We start from the raw sequence: 17,685 nt of genomic DNA on the forward strand, positions 1-17,685 counted from the left end.
TTTGTCCAGCCTTGAATAATTCAAATAGCGATTGAGCGCATTGCAATTCAATATTGCAGCCAAAACCACGGGTTCGAATAAGGAGCGCTACATTGTTGCGGGATTTACCAGCTTACAACTGTCCAGCCATCCAATTCGATGGGCTCACTCGTTAGTAGATATTTTTGTTCAACATCCACATTAGAATAAAGCCCAGCCACATTCTCAGTCGATATGCGACCAAATGCCGTTCTGAACAAAATGTCACGTGATCGCAGGTCCGCAAGATCGCCCAATGCAACTTTGTCTGTACCGACTTCGATATGCGTGTATCGAGTGCCACTGACAAAATCATCAATCCAGCTTTGCGCTTCACTAAAATGCGGCTTCATTGCGTATGAGGTATCAACAACCAGCAAGACCTGTTTCGGGTTTGTTGAATAATAGAAATGTGCGCCGCCCCAGGCGAAAACCTGGAGCAACACAAATGCGGTAAAAGACTTGATCCAAGCCAAATTACATCTCCGAATTCAATAGGTTGCCAATGCGATAAGACGCAGAGCCAACGCTTGATTCAATATATGCGGCCTCAACAAGCCCAGCCATTTCTTTCAAATGGTCAGAAGACAATTCATAAGCAATTGAGTGGATTGGAATGCGCGCATAACGCAATGTTTCTTTGACGGTCGCGAACTCCAAGCCTTCATTTGTCTCGCCGTCACTAAGGACAAAAATCACGAGCTTATGGTCTGGGTTTGCCGCCGCAAAGTTCAGCAACTCATTGGCGGCAACAATTACACCGTTGTTTGTTGCAGTTGCGCCGCCAGCGACCAGACTTTCCACTGCGCCGATAAACAATGATTTCTGCTGCAAATTGAACTGGCGAACTGGCAAATCGATATTCACCGAGTCGTTGTAGCTAATCAAACCAATCGCATTGCTTGCAGCGATCAAATCAGAAGAATCAACCAAAGCCTGCTTGAGTTCTTTCAACCGCGAACCATCCATTGAGCCGGACACATCTGCCACAAACATTGCCGCAATCGGCTTGCCACCAGACTTCTTGTCTTTCCAAAGCTTTTGCGCCTGTTGGATCAATGATCCATCTTCAATGTCGTAACTCGCTGTATAGTCAGCGTTGTTGCCAAAACCAAACTTTGAAATCTCATTTTTGTTTGCTTCAATGAATTGATTGAAAGCTGCTAGAACTTCGCGTTCTGCTTCGTCCGCCTGCGGCAGGGCATAAAGTGGGCTGTCGTGGCGCACACCAAACGGCACAAACTCGTAATCCGCCATTCCGGTTACGTTGACCCAAGTTTGATGTTCCATCACCAATGCATCAAGAACGCCACTGCCAACCGCAGCATCGCGCATTTGCAGCGTGTTTTGTGCCACAAAAGGCACACCGAGTTGGAATGCTTCAAACGCACTCGCCACATCTGGCGAGAGGAACTCCACTTCGTCGCCTTGCGCAAACGAATGCAAAACCATCATCAAGAAGTTCAAACCGGTGCTTGATTGATATGGGTTCGTATACCCCATCGAAAACTCGCCGCTAGTTACCTCGGTAAGCAGTTTTTGAAGATCAAGCTTGCCATCTGTTGTCACAAGATCGAGTTTTGATTTGCGCACGACGATACCAGCGGTATTGGGCGCAGTGACTGGGTTGATTTCATCCGCAACCACGCCTTGAGACTCAATCATCTTGCCCCAAAGCTTGTTGGAAGGTGAAAATGCATCTGGCACATGCTTGTCAGCGAGAATGAACTGCGCCCCAAGCCCTGAAGGCATCTTACGGATTGCAACTTTTGCAAATTTGCCGTTGCTGATCTTATTGTTTTGTCGATTAAAACGCTCGGCCAAATCATTATAGAGACCGTCGGTTCCCCTGCCTGACTTTTCAGAGCTGGTAAAAATCTCGACGGCTTCAACTGTCGCGCTATCATTTGCAGCAATGGTTATCGGATACTCGTCAATGTTCGGAAGCAGCGACAACAGGTTTGTCGGCGTTAATTCAATATTCGCGCGCACACGGTTCTCTTGCCGAGAAGGTTTGATTTGCTCCTTCACAAGCTTGGCAATGTTCTCATGCGCCGCTTCAGTGGTTTCGATTGGTGCGCCGCCACAAGCAGACAGCGTCAACACGCCTGCAACTAGCGCGGTGCCCAAAAAGGATTTTGCCATCGTATTCATCAAACCACTCCTTTGCGTCAGATGACGCCTAAATTTGAAATTTCTTGGCGCGTGCAGCGAGTTCACGGAGGCGCAATATTGCCTCTTCATGCTCAGCGTTACCAAGTTTTTGTATGTTGGCCACTTCAACCAGTGTTTCAGCCAAGGCTGTCAACAATGTTCGATTGGCCTCAATAATTTCGCGCATTTTGGTTCGCTGCGTATCGACAAGCTCAAGTCGACGTTCAATGGCAGCGTCAGCACCAACATCGGCTTTCGTTGCAACCAGATCGTCTCTATCAATGCCTGCAACGCTGCGTGCCACTACCACCAGGTCAGATAGATTTTGCACAACGATGTTTTGCACCCTTTGTGCAATCTCAGCATGTGCGCTGACCGAAAGCGGGGAATCAGCAAATCGTTTGGTGATCACCTCATGGTAATCATCGACCATGCCGAGCAAACGTTCGGTTTGGCGCGAACCTTCTTCTTCGCCGATCTCGTTGAGATCATGCGAAATTGTGCGAATTTCCGCCAAAATGCGTTCGTAATTCGCTTGTTCCTTGGCCGCCAAAACACGCTGTTGGTCACGCTTTTCATACCCCAACAAATGATAGCTGAAAGGCACAGCAAACGCGGAGACAATAGAAAACGCCCCAAAACCTGCCAACACAACCAAGCTTGGCTGAAACCACCAATAGAACAACGGGATAATTGAGAGCGAAATCAGTAAAGCTGCCAATGATATTTTGCGCACAATTCGCTCTGCCCCTTTTTCCTTGCCAACCGTATATTGGTTGAAAGCGGCATAAATTCAAGTCAATACCGAATTATCAAGAGCTAAATGCAGCTCCCAGCAATCGAAAGATGCGCCTACGCAACTTCAAAGTCTTGTGCATTTAGATCAAGCACCTCGTCGTTTGCTTCAAACACGACCTTTTTAAGCATTGCAGCTTTTGGATAGACGTGGCCAGCGTAGAACGCCGCCATTTTTAGCTTTGATTGCAAATAATCACTCGCGCCTTCTCGTTCTGACTTCTGAGACGCTGCAATGGCGGCATCGGCCATCACCCAAGCGCCCAGCGCAATGCCAAATAGCTCAAGCACATTCGCGGCCGCGGCCTGCGGCGAAAGGTCATTTCGTTCCACCAACCACTTTGTCACATTTTCGATAGTCTGAGCCGCGTCGTCGGCCATAGCAGATAGCTTTGTCCAATCTGCAACGGTGTTATTTTGCTGCTTCGCGTTTCGGGCGGTGTCTCGTATTTCTTGCACCAATTCTATTGCTGCTGCACCCTGATCTCGTTTGATCTTTCGGCCAACCAAGTCAAGCGCCTGGATGCCTGTTGTGCCCTCATAAATAGTTGTAATTCTCGCATCACGGAAATACTGAGCAGCACCGGTTTCTTCGATAAAGCCCATGCCGCCGTGAATTTGCACGCCGAGCGACGAGGTATCAACTGCAAGTTCGGTCGACCAACCTTTTACAACTGGAATAAGCAGATCTAAGCGTCGTTGGTAATATGCGCGTTTCTCAGCGTCTGGCGCTTTTTCTGCTAGATCTTCAGCGGCAGCAGCACGGTACGCGAGCACCCTCGCCGCTTCGGTACGCGCTTTCATCAAGCCTAGCATGCGCCGAATATCTGGATGTCCCATAATTGTTTGTTCGGAGCCTTTTGGCGTTTGGCCCTGCTTGCGCTCTAGCGCATATTGAATTGCGTGTTGGGTTGCATGTTCTGAAATACCAACACCTTGAAGGCCAACCCCCAAACGCGCTGCATTCATCATTGTGAACATGTATTTGAGCCCATCATGAGGTTCGCCAACCAAATATCCGATCGCTCCGCCGTTTGTGCCATATGCCATGGTGCATGTTGGACTAGCGTGTATGCCAAGCTTGTGCTCAATCGAGATACACTCAACATCATTCCTGTCGCCCAGACTGCCATCTGAATTGACTAGAAATTTGGGTACAATAAACAGCGAAATGCCTTTCACCCCTTCGGGAGCATCAGGCAGGCGTGCCAACACCAAGTGGACAATATTGTCGCTCATATCGTGCTCGCCATAAGTGATGAATATCTTTTGGCCCGAAATTAGATAATGATCACCGTTTGGAATAGCTTTGGAGGTAATAGCCGCAAGGTCAGAGCCCGCTTGTGGTTCAGTTAGGTTCATAGTGCCGGTCCACTCGCCTGTCACCAACTTCGGCAAAAACACTTCTTGAAGTTGCGCTGAGGCAAAGCCTGCAATTGATTCGATTGCACCTTGGGTCAGCAAAGGGGCCAACATGAATGAGGTGTTTGCCGACGTAAACATTTCTTGGATGCTTGCATTCACCACCGCTGGCAGGCCCATTCCGCCATGTTCAGCGCTCGTTTTCGGGCTGTTCCAACCCATCTCCACCAATTGTTTATAGGCATCTGCCCAGCCAGGCGCTGTTGCCACTTTGCCATCTGCAAAACTGGCTCCTTGTTGGTCACCAATGGTATTTAGCGGCGCTAACACCTCTTGCGAAAACTTTGCTGCTTCAGCCAAAATGGCTTCAACCATATCTGGTTGCGCATCCTCATATCCTGGAAGTTGGGCAATATCCTCTAGGCCACAAAGATTGTTCAGTGCGAACAACATGTCTTCAACAGGGGCTTTAAACGGCATTCAAAATTCTCCTATGCGTTTCCAGCAGTCACCGGATACATCAAGCACTTACGGCTTGTTCTTCATACAATGATTCAATTACTTCCGCATATGTTTCATTGATCTTTGCTCGCCGTACTTTCAGCGTCGCGGTAACCTCGCCATCGTCATGGTCAAGCTCCTTGGTCAAAAGCCTAACCTTTTTGATTTGTTCGACACGCGCCAAACGCTCATTCAAGCGATGAACCTCATCATTGATCAATCTTACCACTGCCGGATTCTCCGCCAATGAGCGAAAAGTCGTATAGGTAATGCCAGCTTTTTCCGCCCAAACGCGCATTGTCTCAAAGTCAATTTGCACTAACCCGACCGGGTAAGGTCGCCTATCCGCAATGACAATGCATTCCTTGATGTAGGGTGACGCTTTCATCGTGTTTTCAATAAGCGATGGCGTTAGGTTCTTACCCGCCGCGGTAATCATCACGTCTTTCTTGCGATCAACAATGGAAAACGAACCATCAGGATGTGATGCAGCTATGTCACCGGTGTGCAGCCAACCATCTACCAATGTTGATGAAGTCGCCTCAGGATTGCGATAGTAGCCTTTGAAAACTATTCCACCCTTCACCAACAGTTCGCCATCGTCCGCTAATTTTGCCTCGACGCCTTCGGGAAAGAAACCAACGCGACCATCTGATTCTCCCCAATCAGGCTGCATGCAGGCAGCCCCAGTCGTTTCGGTCATACCCCAAATCTCGCAGATATTAACGCCAATGCCGCGAAAGAAAGTGAGCAAATCAAGCGAGATCGGTGCCGCCGCCGTAATTGCTATTTTCACTCGCCCTAGCCCGAGGAAGCTGCGCAAATGCCGATACACCAATACGTCCCAGAATTGATTGACTGCTCTTTGCCAAATTGTCCATTTGGACCTTGGGGTGTGCGATAGCCTCTCGGCAGAACGTAGCGCCATCTCAGATATCCAAGTCTGGATCGGGTGCGCTGTCTTAATGTGCACCATCAATCCCGCTTGCATTTTTTCCCAAATACGCGGCACACCAAAAAACAAATCGGGTGCCGCATCACGCAAGTCGAGGGTGATGGTGCGCAAGCTCTCGCCAAAGTTCATAATGTGATTGGCGGCCAATGCATTGACCACCGTCATATCCTGTTCCGCAATATGGCAAAGCGGCAGATAGCTTAGGATGTTGGAGCCTTGCAGAACATGACCACCAAAGAAATTGTCGATCAATTTCCCAGCAGCAAAATAGTTGCCATGGCTAATTTTCGCCGCTTTTGGTGCCCCAGTACTGCCCGAAGTAAACACCATGAGCGCGGTATCTTCTGCCTTTGTGTCAGTTATCCGTGCTTCAATCTCTTTGGCATGCTGTTCAATGGCACTTCTTCCAATTTCAGCAAGGTCAGAGAAAGATTGCAGACCCAAAAACTCCTCGTCGTGCAAACCCTTAGGATCAAATACCATCAGCTTTTTGAGACGCGGCGTTTTGCCTTCCAACTCGACAATTTTGTCAAATTGTTCTTGATCCTCAATAAACAAAAACTCTGTGTCAGACGCGTCAACCAAGTGGTGAATTTCAAAGGATGGGCTAGTTGGATACATCCCAACGACCGTCGCCCCCGCCGCCTGAATTGCGAACTGTGCCAATACCCACTCGCAGCGGTTTTCCGACAATATGCCGACTTTTGATCCGCGTTTGACGCCCATTTCAATTAGTGCTGCGGCCAGTTCGCGCGTCAACCGATCGACATCGGCCCAACTATATTCATTCCAAATCCCATACCGTTTCTGCCGGATGGCCACACGATCAGGATTTGCTTTAGCAAGATTATGCACAACCGTATTGGCTGTTTTGAAAACGCCATCGCTATAATTCTGTGTCAGTGTTGCTGTTTGTGCCATAAATTTGCCCACCTAGCTCAACCAACGCTTGCGGCGCTTATAGTGCTTCACATCGCGAAAACTTGTTCGTTCGCTGCCCTCATCGCCGACACCCAAATAGAAGCTGCGCACATCTGGATCATCTCGTAGTTTTTCGGATCGGCCCTCCATTACTATCTGCCCGCTTTCCATGATGTAGGAATAGTCAGCGATGGAGAACGCAAGGTGTGCGTTTTGTTCGACAAGCAAAATCGTAATGCCATCGTCAGCATTTAGTCTGCGAATAGTATCGAAAATCTCGGTGATAATTTTTGGTGCCAACCCCAATGAAGGTTCATCCATCAAGATCATTTCAGGCGCCGCAATCATTGCCCGTCCAAAAGCAAGCATTTGCTGCTCGCCACCTGAAAGGTAACCGGCAACCTGTTTGCGACGTTCTTTCAGGCGTGGAAAGAACGAGTATATCTTTTCATAGTCGGGTCGAATATTTCGGCCCTTGAGGGCATATGATGCCGCAACAAGATTGTCGTCCACAGTCAGTTCTGAGAAAATCCGCCGGCCCTCCCGAATATGGAACAACCCTTGATGTACCAACGCATCCGCCGACAACTGCGCGATATTTTGATCTTTGAACCGAATACGTCCTTCCCGAACGTGTCCATTTTCAAGCTGAACCAGATTGGAAGCTGTTTTGAGTGTCGTCGTTTTCCCGGCACCGTTTGAACCCAAAAGCGCAACAATTTTGCCTTTCGGGACGTCCAGCGACATACCGCGCAAAGCTTGCACCGTATGGTGATAAACAACATCGATGTTTTCAACACTCAGCATAATTGCAATTCGCCAACTCGTTGTTTGCTATAGGGGCGGCGCAACAGACAGGCTGCGCCGCTTCTTCTAATTGTTAGACTTCCAACCAATCCGAAGTTGGCGTGAAAAGCTTGCTCTCAGCAGAGTATTGATAGACACGCCCAATGCCGATTTTGTTGTTTTTGATCGTTGCATTGGGGCCAAAGAATCCACCCGTGTCGTGGTCTTTGATTTCGGAAAGCATAGCCGCTGCATTATCCGCAGTTAGCTCTTTGCCCGCTTCCGCCGTTTTAGCCAGTGTGAGAGCCAAAAGGTCAAGCGACAGCATCGCCTGCAGACCCCAAGTCGGCATATAGTTCTCAAGCGGTGTGCCAGCAAAATGCTCTTTCGAGAAGGCTGCCATTTGTTGGTAACGTGGTGCATCTTCTGAATCATAGAAATAGCGGTACGGCATCACACCCTGATAGCCATCAAGGAATGGCCCTGCTTCCGCAGTCACCCGATCCGCGATCAACTTTTCCATGCCCCAGAATGTGCCCATAAACTTCGTAGGCAATCCAAATTGTCGAGCGCCACCAATCAGTTGTGGCCAGACGCCGGTTACATAGCCCTGCAAAATACAATATTCAGCGTCGGCTTGTGCAAGTTTGGTCACATGGGTAGCAACATCAGCACCCTGCGGCTTGGTCGCCTCAATCAACTTGACTTCAATGCCCAATTCGGCTGCGCGTTTCTTGCCAAACTCAATCGGGTCGAGACCAAATTCGGTGTTTGAATGAATAAAGGCAACTGACTTGCCACCTTCCGCCGCGATGTTCTGCAACAGAATATCAAACTGATCTTCGTAAGTCGGGCCAGCCATGAACTGATATGGGTTAGTTTCAGGGTTCGCCAGTTCTGAAGCGAAAGAGGTTGACGACATCAACCGTGCCTGCTCGCCTTTTAATTCAGGTGCCACAAGCTTCATGAAACCGGTAGAATCGCCAAAATAGCCGATCACCGCGTCGCCTTCTGATGCCAACAGGCGTTGGTAGTTCGCCAGCGCATTTTGCGCCACATAACCTGAATCTTCCACTGCGACCTTAATCGGCACGCCGCCGATGCCACCGGCTTGGTTGGTGAATGCTTCAAACATCTTCAACGATGGCGCAATCAACTGCCCCGCCGTTGCAAATGGTCCCGTCATCGGCAACGACGCACCAATGATGTAATGTGAAGGTTGCGCTCGAACGATCGCCGGCATTGCCAAACTTGCCGCGCCCGCTGCCGCTGCAGACTTGATAAATCTGCGTCGTGAAATACTGCTCTTACCTAAAGTCATATTGTCTCCTCCTTTTAATCACCTAGCCACGCGCGAACGGCCATCTGTTCAATGCGCGGAAAAAACGGTCCATGATCTGAGATATGCCCAATGGTTCGAACAGAACGAACCCGATGATCAAGCCACCAAAAACAATTTCCTGAATGGGCGCGCGCAATTGCGCTGCTTCGATGGAACTCCCCATCATTGCACCCATTGATATTTTCAAAATCTCTGGCACCAATACGATAATAATCGTGCCAAAAACGGGCCCCATAGTCCGGCCCATGCCACCAACGATTAGCGCTGCCACCAGCTGCAATGAGAGCGCCAGTTCAAATTGCTCTGGCAAAACCTTGGCATAAAAATAAGCAGCCATTGCGCCAGCAAGTCCACAACAAGCGGCCGAAATGGCAAAGCTTGTCAGCTTGTATTTCAACAATGATACACCAAGTATTTCGGCGGAATAGTCTTTTTCTCGAATGGCAATAAACGCCCGTCCAACACGCGTCCTGAATAGGTTCTGCACCATCAGGATGGTTGCAAAGGCGCAAAACGCGATGAGCGCATAAACCTCACGCTGGCTATCAAGTACCCATCCGAAGAAATTTGGGTCCGGTGTGGTTAGTCCTAATCGGCCGCCTGTCCATTGAGAGAAAGTGTCGATTTCAATAAGAAAGATGATGATGAAATTCGCACTTAAGGTGGCAACCGCAAGGTAGATGCCCTTCACTCTGAGTGATGGAAGTCCAACTAGGATCCCGATGAGTGCTGCGACGCCCATCGCGCCTGGTAGCGCCAACCAAGGTTGCAACACATCAGGGACGCCCCACTCGCCAAGCAGATTGTGGATGATTGATACGCTATACGCCCCAATGGCGACAAATCCGGCATGGCCCAAGGACAAAAGTCCGGTATAGCCGATGACAACATTCACCCCCACAACGGCGATCAGCATAATCCCCACAAGTGAAGCCATCAAGATTGTGTAATCATCAGCGAAAAACGGCAGCGCAATCGCCAGCGCAATCATACCAAAAACGAAAGCCTTCTTGTAATTGTTGTTGAGGATTTTTTCGTCCTCAAGGTACGAAGTTTTTCGGTTGCCGATAATCATATGCGCTCAACCTCCGGGTGCCCCATTAGCCCATATGGTCGGATCAATATGACCACCAGAACTGCAACATAGGGCGCAATCTCTACCCATGTGCCGCCCAGTTGCCATTGCACGAGGGCTTCTAAAACGCCAACCAACATCGCCGCGATGAACACCCCGACAAAACTATCTAGCCCGCCCATCAAAACAATCGCCAACACAGAAAATCCAAATAGCCCAAGCGACGGCGAAACACCGTCTCGTGCGGCAAGCACGGCACCAGCGACCGCACCAGTTGCCGCTGCTATCAACCAAGCTTGCGCAAACACGCGCGGCACATTGATACCCATTGAATAGGCGGTGGACTGGTCTTCGGAAACCGCTCTAATGGCAACACCTGCCGATGAATGGCGAAGCCAATAAACGATAAACCCAAATATCAATGCCGCCATAATCATCGACATAAAATTTGCACCGAAAATGAATATGGGCGTGCCAAACAAGTCCAAACGGAAAGCAGGATTGGGCGTTAAATGCGGAACCGACGCGGCATCGCCCGTCCAAAACAGGCTCTTAAAGCCTGATAGAACCGAGATTAGACCCACGGTGATCATAATCATCGAAAAATTAGACTGCCCTAGCAGCGGACGCATCAAGAAACGCTCAATGATCAACGCCAACAAACCTGATCCAAGAATTGCGCAGACAAGTCCAAAGATGATGCGCGGAATGTTTGGTATCCAGTCGTAAAATGCAGCGGCGGGTGAAAACATTTTGGCGCTGTTTTTACCCGCAATCACCCATTCTGGCGTCCAGCCTGAAAGCCAAGCAGGTGCCCATGACGCGTCAGGCAAAAGAACTGCAAATGTGTAGTATAGATATGCGCCAATCATGATCATGTAACCGTGCGCGAAATTGACAACACGAGTGGACTTATAAACGGCGACAATGCCAATCGCGATCAAGGCATAGAGCGCACCAGCCATCAAACCGTTGATCACGAACTGTACAAATTGCATCGCCCTACCCCGCTTGCCCTAGATACGCATCAATTACATTTTGATTGTGTGCGACTTCGTGCGGAACACCATCAGCAATTTGTTTCCCAAAGTTGAGCACCACGACCTTGGCGCAAATATCCATGACCAAGTGCATGTCATGCTCAACCAGCAATATTGTTGTGCCAAATCGCGCTTGGGCATCCAGAATAAACCGCGCCATGTCTGCCGTTTCTTCTCGGTTCATTCCTGCCACTGGTTCATCCAGCATCAAAAGCTTTGGCCGCATCGCAAGAGCACGCGCCAACTCTACGCGTTTTTGCAGGCCATAAGACAATGCTGTGATTGGCGCTTTGCGTATGTGGTCAATTTCAAGGAAGTCGATAACTTCCTCTTCAATCTCCTTGCGCGCTTTCAACTCTTCGCGTTGTGCGCTGCCGAAATACAAAAGACTAGACCACACGTTTGCCGATAAATTGGTGTGACAACCCAATTTGATATTGTCCAAGACTGTCATGCCACGAAAAAGTGCAATGTTCTGAAACGTGCGCGACATTCCTTTGTGGGCGCGCGCGTCTGGTTTAAGTCCAGATACATCCTTGCCCTCAAACAGGATATGTCCCTGATTTGGTTTGTAGAACCCAGATATCACGTTAAAAAGGGAAGTTTTACCAGCGCCGTTAGGCCCAATTATGCCGGTTATCTCACCCGCGGCCGCGTCAAAAGACACTCCTTGAAGAGCCTTCAGGCCACCAAAAGACAAATGCACGTCCGCAACCGACAGCACGCAATCCTCCCTCATCTAACCTAACGCGGTTTTTCCGTCATTTTTAGGTTAGCAAGAAGTTTAGGATCAATCTGACTCTGAAGTCAAATAGTAAATTTTGAAGTCAAAAACCCTGTACGTTTGACCATTCTCTGTTATTGTACCTTTGTGTAAAACTCTGCTATGGCCTGCACGCGAGCGTTAATGTGCACAGTTGAGATTGGCCAAAGCCAACTCGATATTGCTGCATAAACAATCAAATGAGATGGATGCGAGATGAACCACATGAATGTGAACAAAAGCCAACTCGCCTCGCCGTTTCGGCGAGAAGATGTACGCAGCCAAAAGCTGGAATTTATGTGCCGCGCTGCGAGTGATTTGTTCAACAAAAATGGATTTGAAGCGACCTCTTTGGATGAAGTAGCCGCTGTATTGTCCATATCCAAGCCATCTATCTACTACTATTTCAAAAACAAGTCCGAATTGTTGCTCGGCTGCTATGAACGCACGCTTGACATCTGCGAGGAGCTCTTGGAACTTGCAAATAAGCAAGAAGGCTCGGGGCTCAACCAACTAAGTTACTTCATTGAAAATTTGATTGTCTTGCATTGCTCGAACGGCTCAATTGCTGTGGTCAGTGATGTTGACGCACTGCCGACTGAGGCCAAGGCAGATGTGCGCGCTCGCTCTCGTGCCCTAACCGAAGGTTTGGAGGGTTTGGCAATTCTTGGTGCAAAGGATGGCTCAATTCGCGCTGACCTCGCCCCCATCATCACACGTTTCATTATGGGTGGTGTAAACTGGATTCCCAAATGGCATACCGAAGAAGGCAGCTTGTCACCTGAAGAGATTGCCAAGGCATACCTCTCCTTCTTGACCAACGGTATTGGCGCCAAATAGCCGCGCAATTGATCGTCTGTCCCATCAATTGATTGTCGTGAACGAAACCGACAGCGTTTCAAAGAACATCTGTCTACGATGCTCCTTGGCATAACCTGCCATTTCCAGCGAAAGTCAAAAAAAACTCAAAAAATCTGCTATTCTCCCCTTGCCGAAACCGGTTTCGGAAATTTGTTTAGGACCCACGGAGGAGAAAAAGCGCATGAATGCCATTGGCAAACGCACCACAATTGACGACTTGGCAAAGTCTTTGGGCTTGACCAAAAGCACCGTCAGTCGTGCGCTTAATGACTATCCAGATATTTCGGAAGCAACCCGTCTTCGCGTACGCCATGCGGCGAGTGTGCAAAACTATCGCCCCTTATCTCACGCGCAAGCCATCAAAACTGGTCGCGTGCGTTCAATAGGTTTGGTGTTGCAAGTTTCAGAGCACGATGGGCATCGCCCCTTTTTGGCAAACTTTCTAGCTGGAATTACTGAAGGTGCGGCACTGCACGATTGGACCCTGACCTTGGCCACGGCAAGCAGCACCACGGACACCATTCGCCTATTGGAAAAGCTCTCGCAGGAACGAAAAGCGGACGGGTTCATCCTACCACGGACATACCTGCAAGACCGCCGCATTGATGCGCTACGCAATGGGCACGTGCCATTCGTTCTTTATGGACGAACGGAAGATATTGCAGAATGCGCTTGGTACGACATCGCTGGTGAAACTGCTATGCAAGAAGCCGTTGCCGAACTCTTTCGACTAGGACATCGCCGCATAGGTTTCTTGCCCGGTGGCGAAGGATATAATTACACAAAGTTGCGGACTGAAGGCTATTTGGAAGGACTAGCACAAGCTGGTCTAAGCCAAGACCCTGCCCTGATTGGCCCGAACGCGGTCAACAAACAACAAGGTGCCGATGCGACACAAAAGCTGTTGCTGCAAAGTGAACCGCCAACTGCCATTCTTTGTTCGGTCGACCACGCCGCAATCGGTGCCTATGACGCAATCCGTTCTTGCGGTCTAGAGGTCGGCAAAGAGGTTTCGATCATTGCCTACGACGGTGTACCCGAAGGCGCGGTACTCAATCCGCAGCTTTCAACTTATGCCGTTGATACCAAGCACGCTGGCGCCCGTCTCGCGGAATTGCTGATCCGGCGCGTGCGCGGCGAAGCTGCCCAAACACTGCGCGAAATTGGAAATGCACGATTTTTGGACCGAGGTTCTCACGGTCCCTGTCTGCTGACGTCGAATGACCTTGCAGCACTCATCAAACTAAAGTCAGATCATCGGGAGGAATAAGATGACCAATAAGACCAAACTCATGACAACCGCCGCAATTGCGGTTTTGATGTCATGCACATCAATTTACGCAGATTCACTGCGTTTTTGGACAACCGAAGAGCAACCAGAACGCCTTGCTAAACAGCAAGAGATGGCGGCTCAATTCAAGGCGGAAACTGGCACAGAAGTCGAAGTTATTCCAGTTTCAGAAAACGAGCTGGGCACACGCGCAACCGCAGCTTTTGCAGCGGGTGATTTGCCAGATGTTATCTATCACACGCTTCAATATGCTCTTCCATGGGCCGAAGCTGGTATTTTGGACACTGATGCGGCGACCGAAGTAATCGAAGACCTTGGTGTGGATACGTTCGCGCCTGGCGCAATCGCAATGGCAGCATTTGAAGACGGCACAGCATCTGTTCCGGTCGATGGCTGGACACAAATGATTGTCTATCGCAAAGACTTGTTTGAAGCCAATGGCCTTGAAGCACCAACAACCTTTGCAAATGTTGAAGCCGCATTGGCCGCACTGCACAACCCACCTGAGATGTTTGGCTTTGTCGCTGCCACAAAGGTCGATGAAAACTTCATGTCCCAAGTGCTTGAACATGTATTCCTTGCAAACGGCGTGACCCCTGTTTCTTCAGATGGTTTCGCACCGCTTGACGAAGCAAAAACGACGGAAGTCTTGGAATTCTACAAGGCAATTGTTGAAGCTTCGCCTCCAGGCGATCTGTACTGGAAACAGTCTCGCGAGCTTTATTTCTCTGGCAATGCAGCAATGATCATTTGGTCTCCATTCATTTTGGATGAATTGGCTGGGTTGCGTGATAGTGCTCCGCCAACCATCAATGATGATCCAACATCACCAGAACTTGCGTCTAAAACTGGCGTTGTGACCACGTTTGCTGGTCCATCAAATGCTGATGGCGCCGCTTGGGGTGATGTCCGATACTTCGGCATCACGGCGGATGCCGACACCGATGCGGCGATGGACTTTGTGAAGTTCTCAATGGATGAGGGATACACGCAAACACTATCTATTGCGCCAGAGGGCAAGTTCCCTGTGCGTCGCGGCAACGCAGAAAACCCAACGGCATTTGTTGACGCATGGTCAAAACTGCCAGTTGGCGTTGATCGTAAAGCTCCATTGGGCGACCTCTACGCGCAAGAAATGATCGACGAGATCGTTGGTGGTTTGGATGTTGCGCAACGTTGGGGCGTAAAAGAAGGCCAACTCAGCCTTGCTTCAAAGATTATCAACTCGCAAATCATCAACCGTGTGGTTCGCGAATATCTTGATGGTCAGGTTGATGCTTCAGCCGCTGTTAAGGCGATGAACGACGAATTGTCTAAAGTAGAATAAAATCTTCCTCTCCGGCGCTTCGGCGCCGGAGACCCTTAAAGAGAATTCAAAAACAATGTCCGATATTCCAGTGCAACCTACCGAAAAGACGCCTTTGGCGAAACGCGAAGAACGATTAGCTTGGGGCCTGCTTGCGCCCACACTGATCAGCGTCGCGCTTGTGGTGCTGTTGCCACTGATCGCAATATTCTGGATAAGCTTCAAACCTATTGGGCTCTCTGACCTTCGACCACCTGCACCAATTGTCAAAGAAGCATTGCGGGGAAGCGGCGAAAAGCTACGAATTGAATATCGAGTGCGCAATTCTAGTCGCACAAAACCGATTTACAATGTCACCATCGCCGATCATATCCCGCAAGACATTCAAGTCCTTGGTGAAGTACCCGCTGAATGCGTGCTCGAGAACAGTAAAATATTTTGTTCATTCAGCGAGTTAGCACCAGGATACAATGAAAAACTTGTAATCTCTGTCGCTGCGACGAATGAAGACGCAGCCGAAATCGCGGTTGAAAAAACCGACCCGACAGTTTCGGGCACTGCGGATAACATCCTGACAAACTTCGAGTTTACACTTGAAAACTTCGCCCGAGTGTTTGATGGCGACCAATTTATTTCAGTATTTGGCGTGACGATGTTTTACACCGTCTTTGGCACAATTGGTGCGCTCGTCGTGGGACTGTTTGCTGCCCTATTGCTCAACAAATCATTTACCGGACAAGGCATCCTGCGCGGCCTATATCTATTCCCTTACGTCGCCCCAGTGATCGCCGTCGCCTTTTCGTGGCTGATCCTGTTTGATCCGTTTTCCGGTTCCGCCAACGCATTACTCATTCAAATGGGCGTGACCGACCAAGCCATCAACTTCTTTGGTGAGCGTCCCCTCGCCCTCATCATGGTGACTGTCTTTGAGATTTGGCGATATTTCCCACTCTCATTCCTGTTCATTCTAGCGCGCATGCAATCAATCGACAGTGAAATGTATGAAGCTGCCGATATGGACGGGGCCAGCCCTTTCCAAAAGTTCTGGTATTTGTCCATTCCTCAATTGCTTGGCATCCTATCTGTGCTCTTTCTGCTGCGCTTCATTTGGACGTTCAACAAATTTGACGACATCTTTTTGCTAACCGGCGGCAATGCCGGCACCAGAACACTAACCGTTAGTGTTTATGAACAAGCATTTGCCATTTCAAACATAGGCGCAGGTGCGGCTGTTGCAGTGGTTATCTTTATCTGCCTTGTCGTGTTCTCGTTGTTTTTCTTCCGCTTTATTTCACAGGAGGAAGGGCTATGATTAGACTTCGCACCAAAGCAATCACCGCAGCAACCTCTGGGATTATCTGGACTTTCATTGCGGCAACGATAACGGCAATTGCCGTTAGCTTTGCGACGGGCTTACCCTATCGGCCAGAACCACTTTGGATATTAATCTGGGGTATTTTGGCAGGGTTGGCCGTTACCAGAGGACGTTGGGTCGCCATTGGGACAGCCATTGCTCTCGCTGTGATAGCGCCGCTTGGTCTTGGCATCGTCAGTGCAGCTGATTCCTCTGCCGTGGTCGCCAATCTTTTTACGCATCTTGTCGCAACGACTATCGCTGTTGGCGGGACATATGCAATAACGATCACTGCGCCAAACGGACCACTGACACGTCACGAATTTGAAGATGTGATCATACGACTTTGCACAGCCATCGGCTACGTCTTCTTCACAGCAATTGTGGTGATCCCATTCTACGTCATGCTTATGACGAGCTTTAAGAACCAGTCAGAACTTGTTCAAAATCCATTAGATTTTTCGCTTGATTTAGGCAAAGGATGGGATTTGTTCCGGTCCTACTATGAGCTATTTGCCAACTTTGAATTCGGCACATACATGGCAAATTCTCTATTCATTTCGGTAGTGACTGTGTTTATCACCCTCGCCTTTTCCATCCCCGGTGCTTATGCCGTGGCACGTCTTAGGTTCTCAGGGCGAGCGGCATTTTCGCGCTCCATCTTGTTGATTTACATGGTGCCGATGATCGTGCTGGCACTGCCGATTTACATCGCCTTTTCCATCACGGGCCTGCGCAATTCGATTTTGGGTATCGTCCTGATTTATCCGGTAACGACAATTCCGGTGGCGCTCTACATGTTGCAAGGGTATTTCCGCGGCCTTCCTGGCGAAATTGAAGAAGCGGGTTTGATGGACGGTCTTTCCAGACTTGCAGTGATCTGGAAGATCACTTTGCCACTATCTCTACCAGCCATAGCCTCGGTTTCGCTTTATGTCTTCATGATCGCCTGGAACGAGTTTTTGCTCGCCTTCATGCTGCTGGATGACCCCACAAAATTCACGTTGACGCGTGGCATTGCCAGCCTCAATTCCTCAGAAATTCCCCGACAACATCTCATGGCCGGTGCCGTCATTGCGACGGTCCCGATCATGGCGTTGTTCTTAGGGTTAGAAAAATTCATGACCAAAGGCCTGACCGCAGGCTCCGTCAAAGGGTAAT

General features: G+C 49.4%; 15 protein-coding genes. 5 read left to right on the top strand and 10 right to left on the bottom strand.

Going from position 1 to position 17,685, the window contains the following annotated elements; translation table 11 throughout:
- Window positions 1–104: 104 nt before the first annotated feature.
- The 10 genes from QQL65_RS13340 to QQL65_RS13385 form a co-directional block, all read right to left on the bottom strand.
- On the bottom strand, window positions 105–494 hold the full coding sequence (locus QQL65_RS13340) for a hypothetical protein (RefSeq protein ID WP_284365334.1): 390 nt from the start codon (window positions 492–494) through the stop codon (window positions 105–107).
- 1 nt (window position 495) lies between these two features.
- Window positions 496–2,172, bottom strand: coding sequence for a vWA domain-containing protein (locus QQL65_RS13345; RefSeq protein ID WP_284365335.1), 1,677 nt, complete (start codon window positions 2,170–2,172; stop codon window positions 496–498).
- A gap of 28 nt (window positions 2,173–2,200) precedes the next feature.
- The gene (locus QQL65_RS13350) at window positions 2,201–2,908 is read right to left on the bottom strand and encodes a hypothetical protein (RefSeq protein WP_284365337.1); all 708 of its coding nucleotides are present in this window, start codon (window positions 2,906–2,908) and stop codon (window positions 2,201–2,203) included.
- 116 nt (window positions 2,909–3,024) lie between these two features.
- Window positions 3,025–4,809, bottom strand: a complete 1,785-nt coding sequence (locus QQL65_RS13355; protein WP_284365338.1) for an acyl-CoA dehydrogenase — start codon at window positions 4,807–4,809, stop codon at window positions 3,025–3,027.
- Between the two features lie 40 nt (window positions 4,810–4,849).
- Window positions 4,850–6,706 carry an AMP-dependent synthetase/ligase gene (locus QQL65_RS13360; protein ID WP_284365340.1) on the bottom strand — a complete coding sequence of 619 codons (1,857 nt, stop codon included), beginning with the start codon at window positions 6,704–6,706 and terminating at the stop codon, window positions 4,850–4,852.
- Between the two features lie 12 nt (window positions 6,707–6,718).
- A complete protein-coding gene (locus QQL65_RS13365) occupies window positions 6,719–7,513 on the bottom strand; it encodes an ABC transporter ATP-binding protein (RefSeq protein ID WP_284365342.1) in 795 nt (264 codons plus the stop codon).
- Window positions 7,514–7,586: 73 nt separating this feature from the next.
- Window positions 7,587–8,813: an ABC transporter substrate-binding protein gene (locus QQL65_RS13370; RefSeq protein ID WP_284365344.1), complete on the bottom strand. Its 1,227-nt coding sequence runs from the start codon at window positions 8,811–8,813 to the stop codon at window positions 7,587–7,589.
- A 22-nt stretch (window positions 8,814–8,835) separates the two neighbouring features.
- Entirely contained in the window at window positions 8,836–9,909 is a 1,074-nt protein-coding gene (locus QQL65_RS13375; RefSeq protein ID WP_284365346.1) for a branched-chain amino acid ABC transporter permease, read from the bottom strand.
- A complete protein-coding gene (locus QQL65_RS13380) occupies window positions 9,906–10,907 on the bottom strand; it encodes a branched-chain amino acid ABC transporter permease (RefSeq protein WP_284365347.1) in 1,002 nt (333 codons plus the stop codon). Before QQL65_RS13380 ends, QQL65_RS13375 begins: the two co-directional genes overlap by 4 nt.
- Window positions 10,908–10,911: 4 nt before the next feature.
- The gene (locus QQL65_RS13385) at window positions 10,912–11,688 is read right to left on the bottom strand and encodes an ABC transporter ATP-binding protein (RefSeq protein ID WP_284365349.1); all 777 of its coding nucleotides are present in this window, start codon (window positions 11,686–11,688) and stop codon (window positions 10,912–10,914) included.
- Window positions 11,689–11,928: 240 nt separating this feature from the next.
- Between QQL65_RS13385 and QQL65_RS13390 the strand changes: the two genes are divergently transcribed.
- The 5 genes from QQL65_RS13390 (at window position 11,929) to QQL65_RS13410 (ending at window position 17,684) form a co-directional block, all read left to right on the top strand.
- On the top strand, window positions 11,929–12,552 hold the full coding sequence (locus QQL65_RS13390; protein ID WP_284365350.1) for a TetR/AcrR family transcriptional regulator: 624 nt from the start codon (window positions 11,929–11,931) through the stop codon (window positions 12,550–12,552).
- A 202-nt stretch (window positions 12,553–12,754) separates the two neighbouring features.
- Window positions 12,755–13,843 (top strand): LacI family DNA-binding transcriptional regulator, encoded by a 1,089-nt coding sequence (locus tag QQL65_RS13395; RefSeq protein WP_284365352.1) that lies wholly within the window; start codon window positions 12,755–12,757, stop codon window positions 13,841–13,843.
- Window position 13,844: 1 nt separating this feature from the next.
- Window positions 13,845–15,191, top strand: coding sequence for an ABC transporter substrate-binding protein (locus QQL65_RS13400; protein WP_284365354.1), 1,347 nt, complete (start codon window positions 13,845–13,847; stop codon window positions 15,189–15,191).
- Window positions 15,192–15,246: 55 nt separating this feature from the next.
- Window positions 15,247–16,482: a carbohydrate ABC transporter permease gene (locus tag QQL65_RS13405; RefSeq protein WP_284365356.1), complete on the top strand. Its 1,236-nt coding sequence runs from the start codon at window positions 15,247–15,249 to the stop codon at window positions 16,480–16,482.
- The gene (locus tag QQL65_RS13410; RefSeq protein ID WP_284365359.1) at window positions 16,479–17,684 is read left to right on the top strand and encodes a carbohydrate ABC transporter permease; all 1,206 of its coding nucleotides are present in this window, start codon (window positions 16,479–16,481) and stop codon (window positions 17,682–17,684) included. Before QQL65_RS13405 ends, QQL65_RS13410 begins: the two co-directional genes overlap by 4 nt.
- Window position 17,685: the final 1 nt, after the last annotated feature.

It is taken from the genome of Maritalea porphyrae (genome assembly GCF_030159895.1).
Lineage (GTDB): Bacteria > Pseudomonadota > Alphaproteobacteria > Rhizobiales > Devosiaceae > Maritalea > Maritalea porphyrae.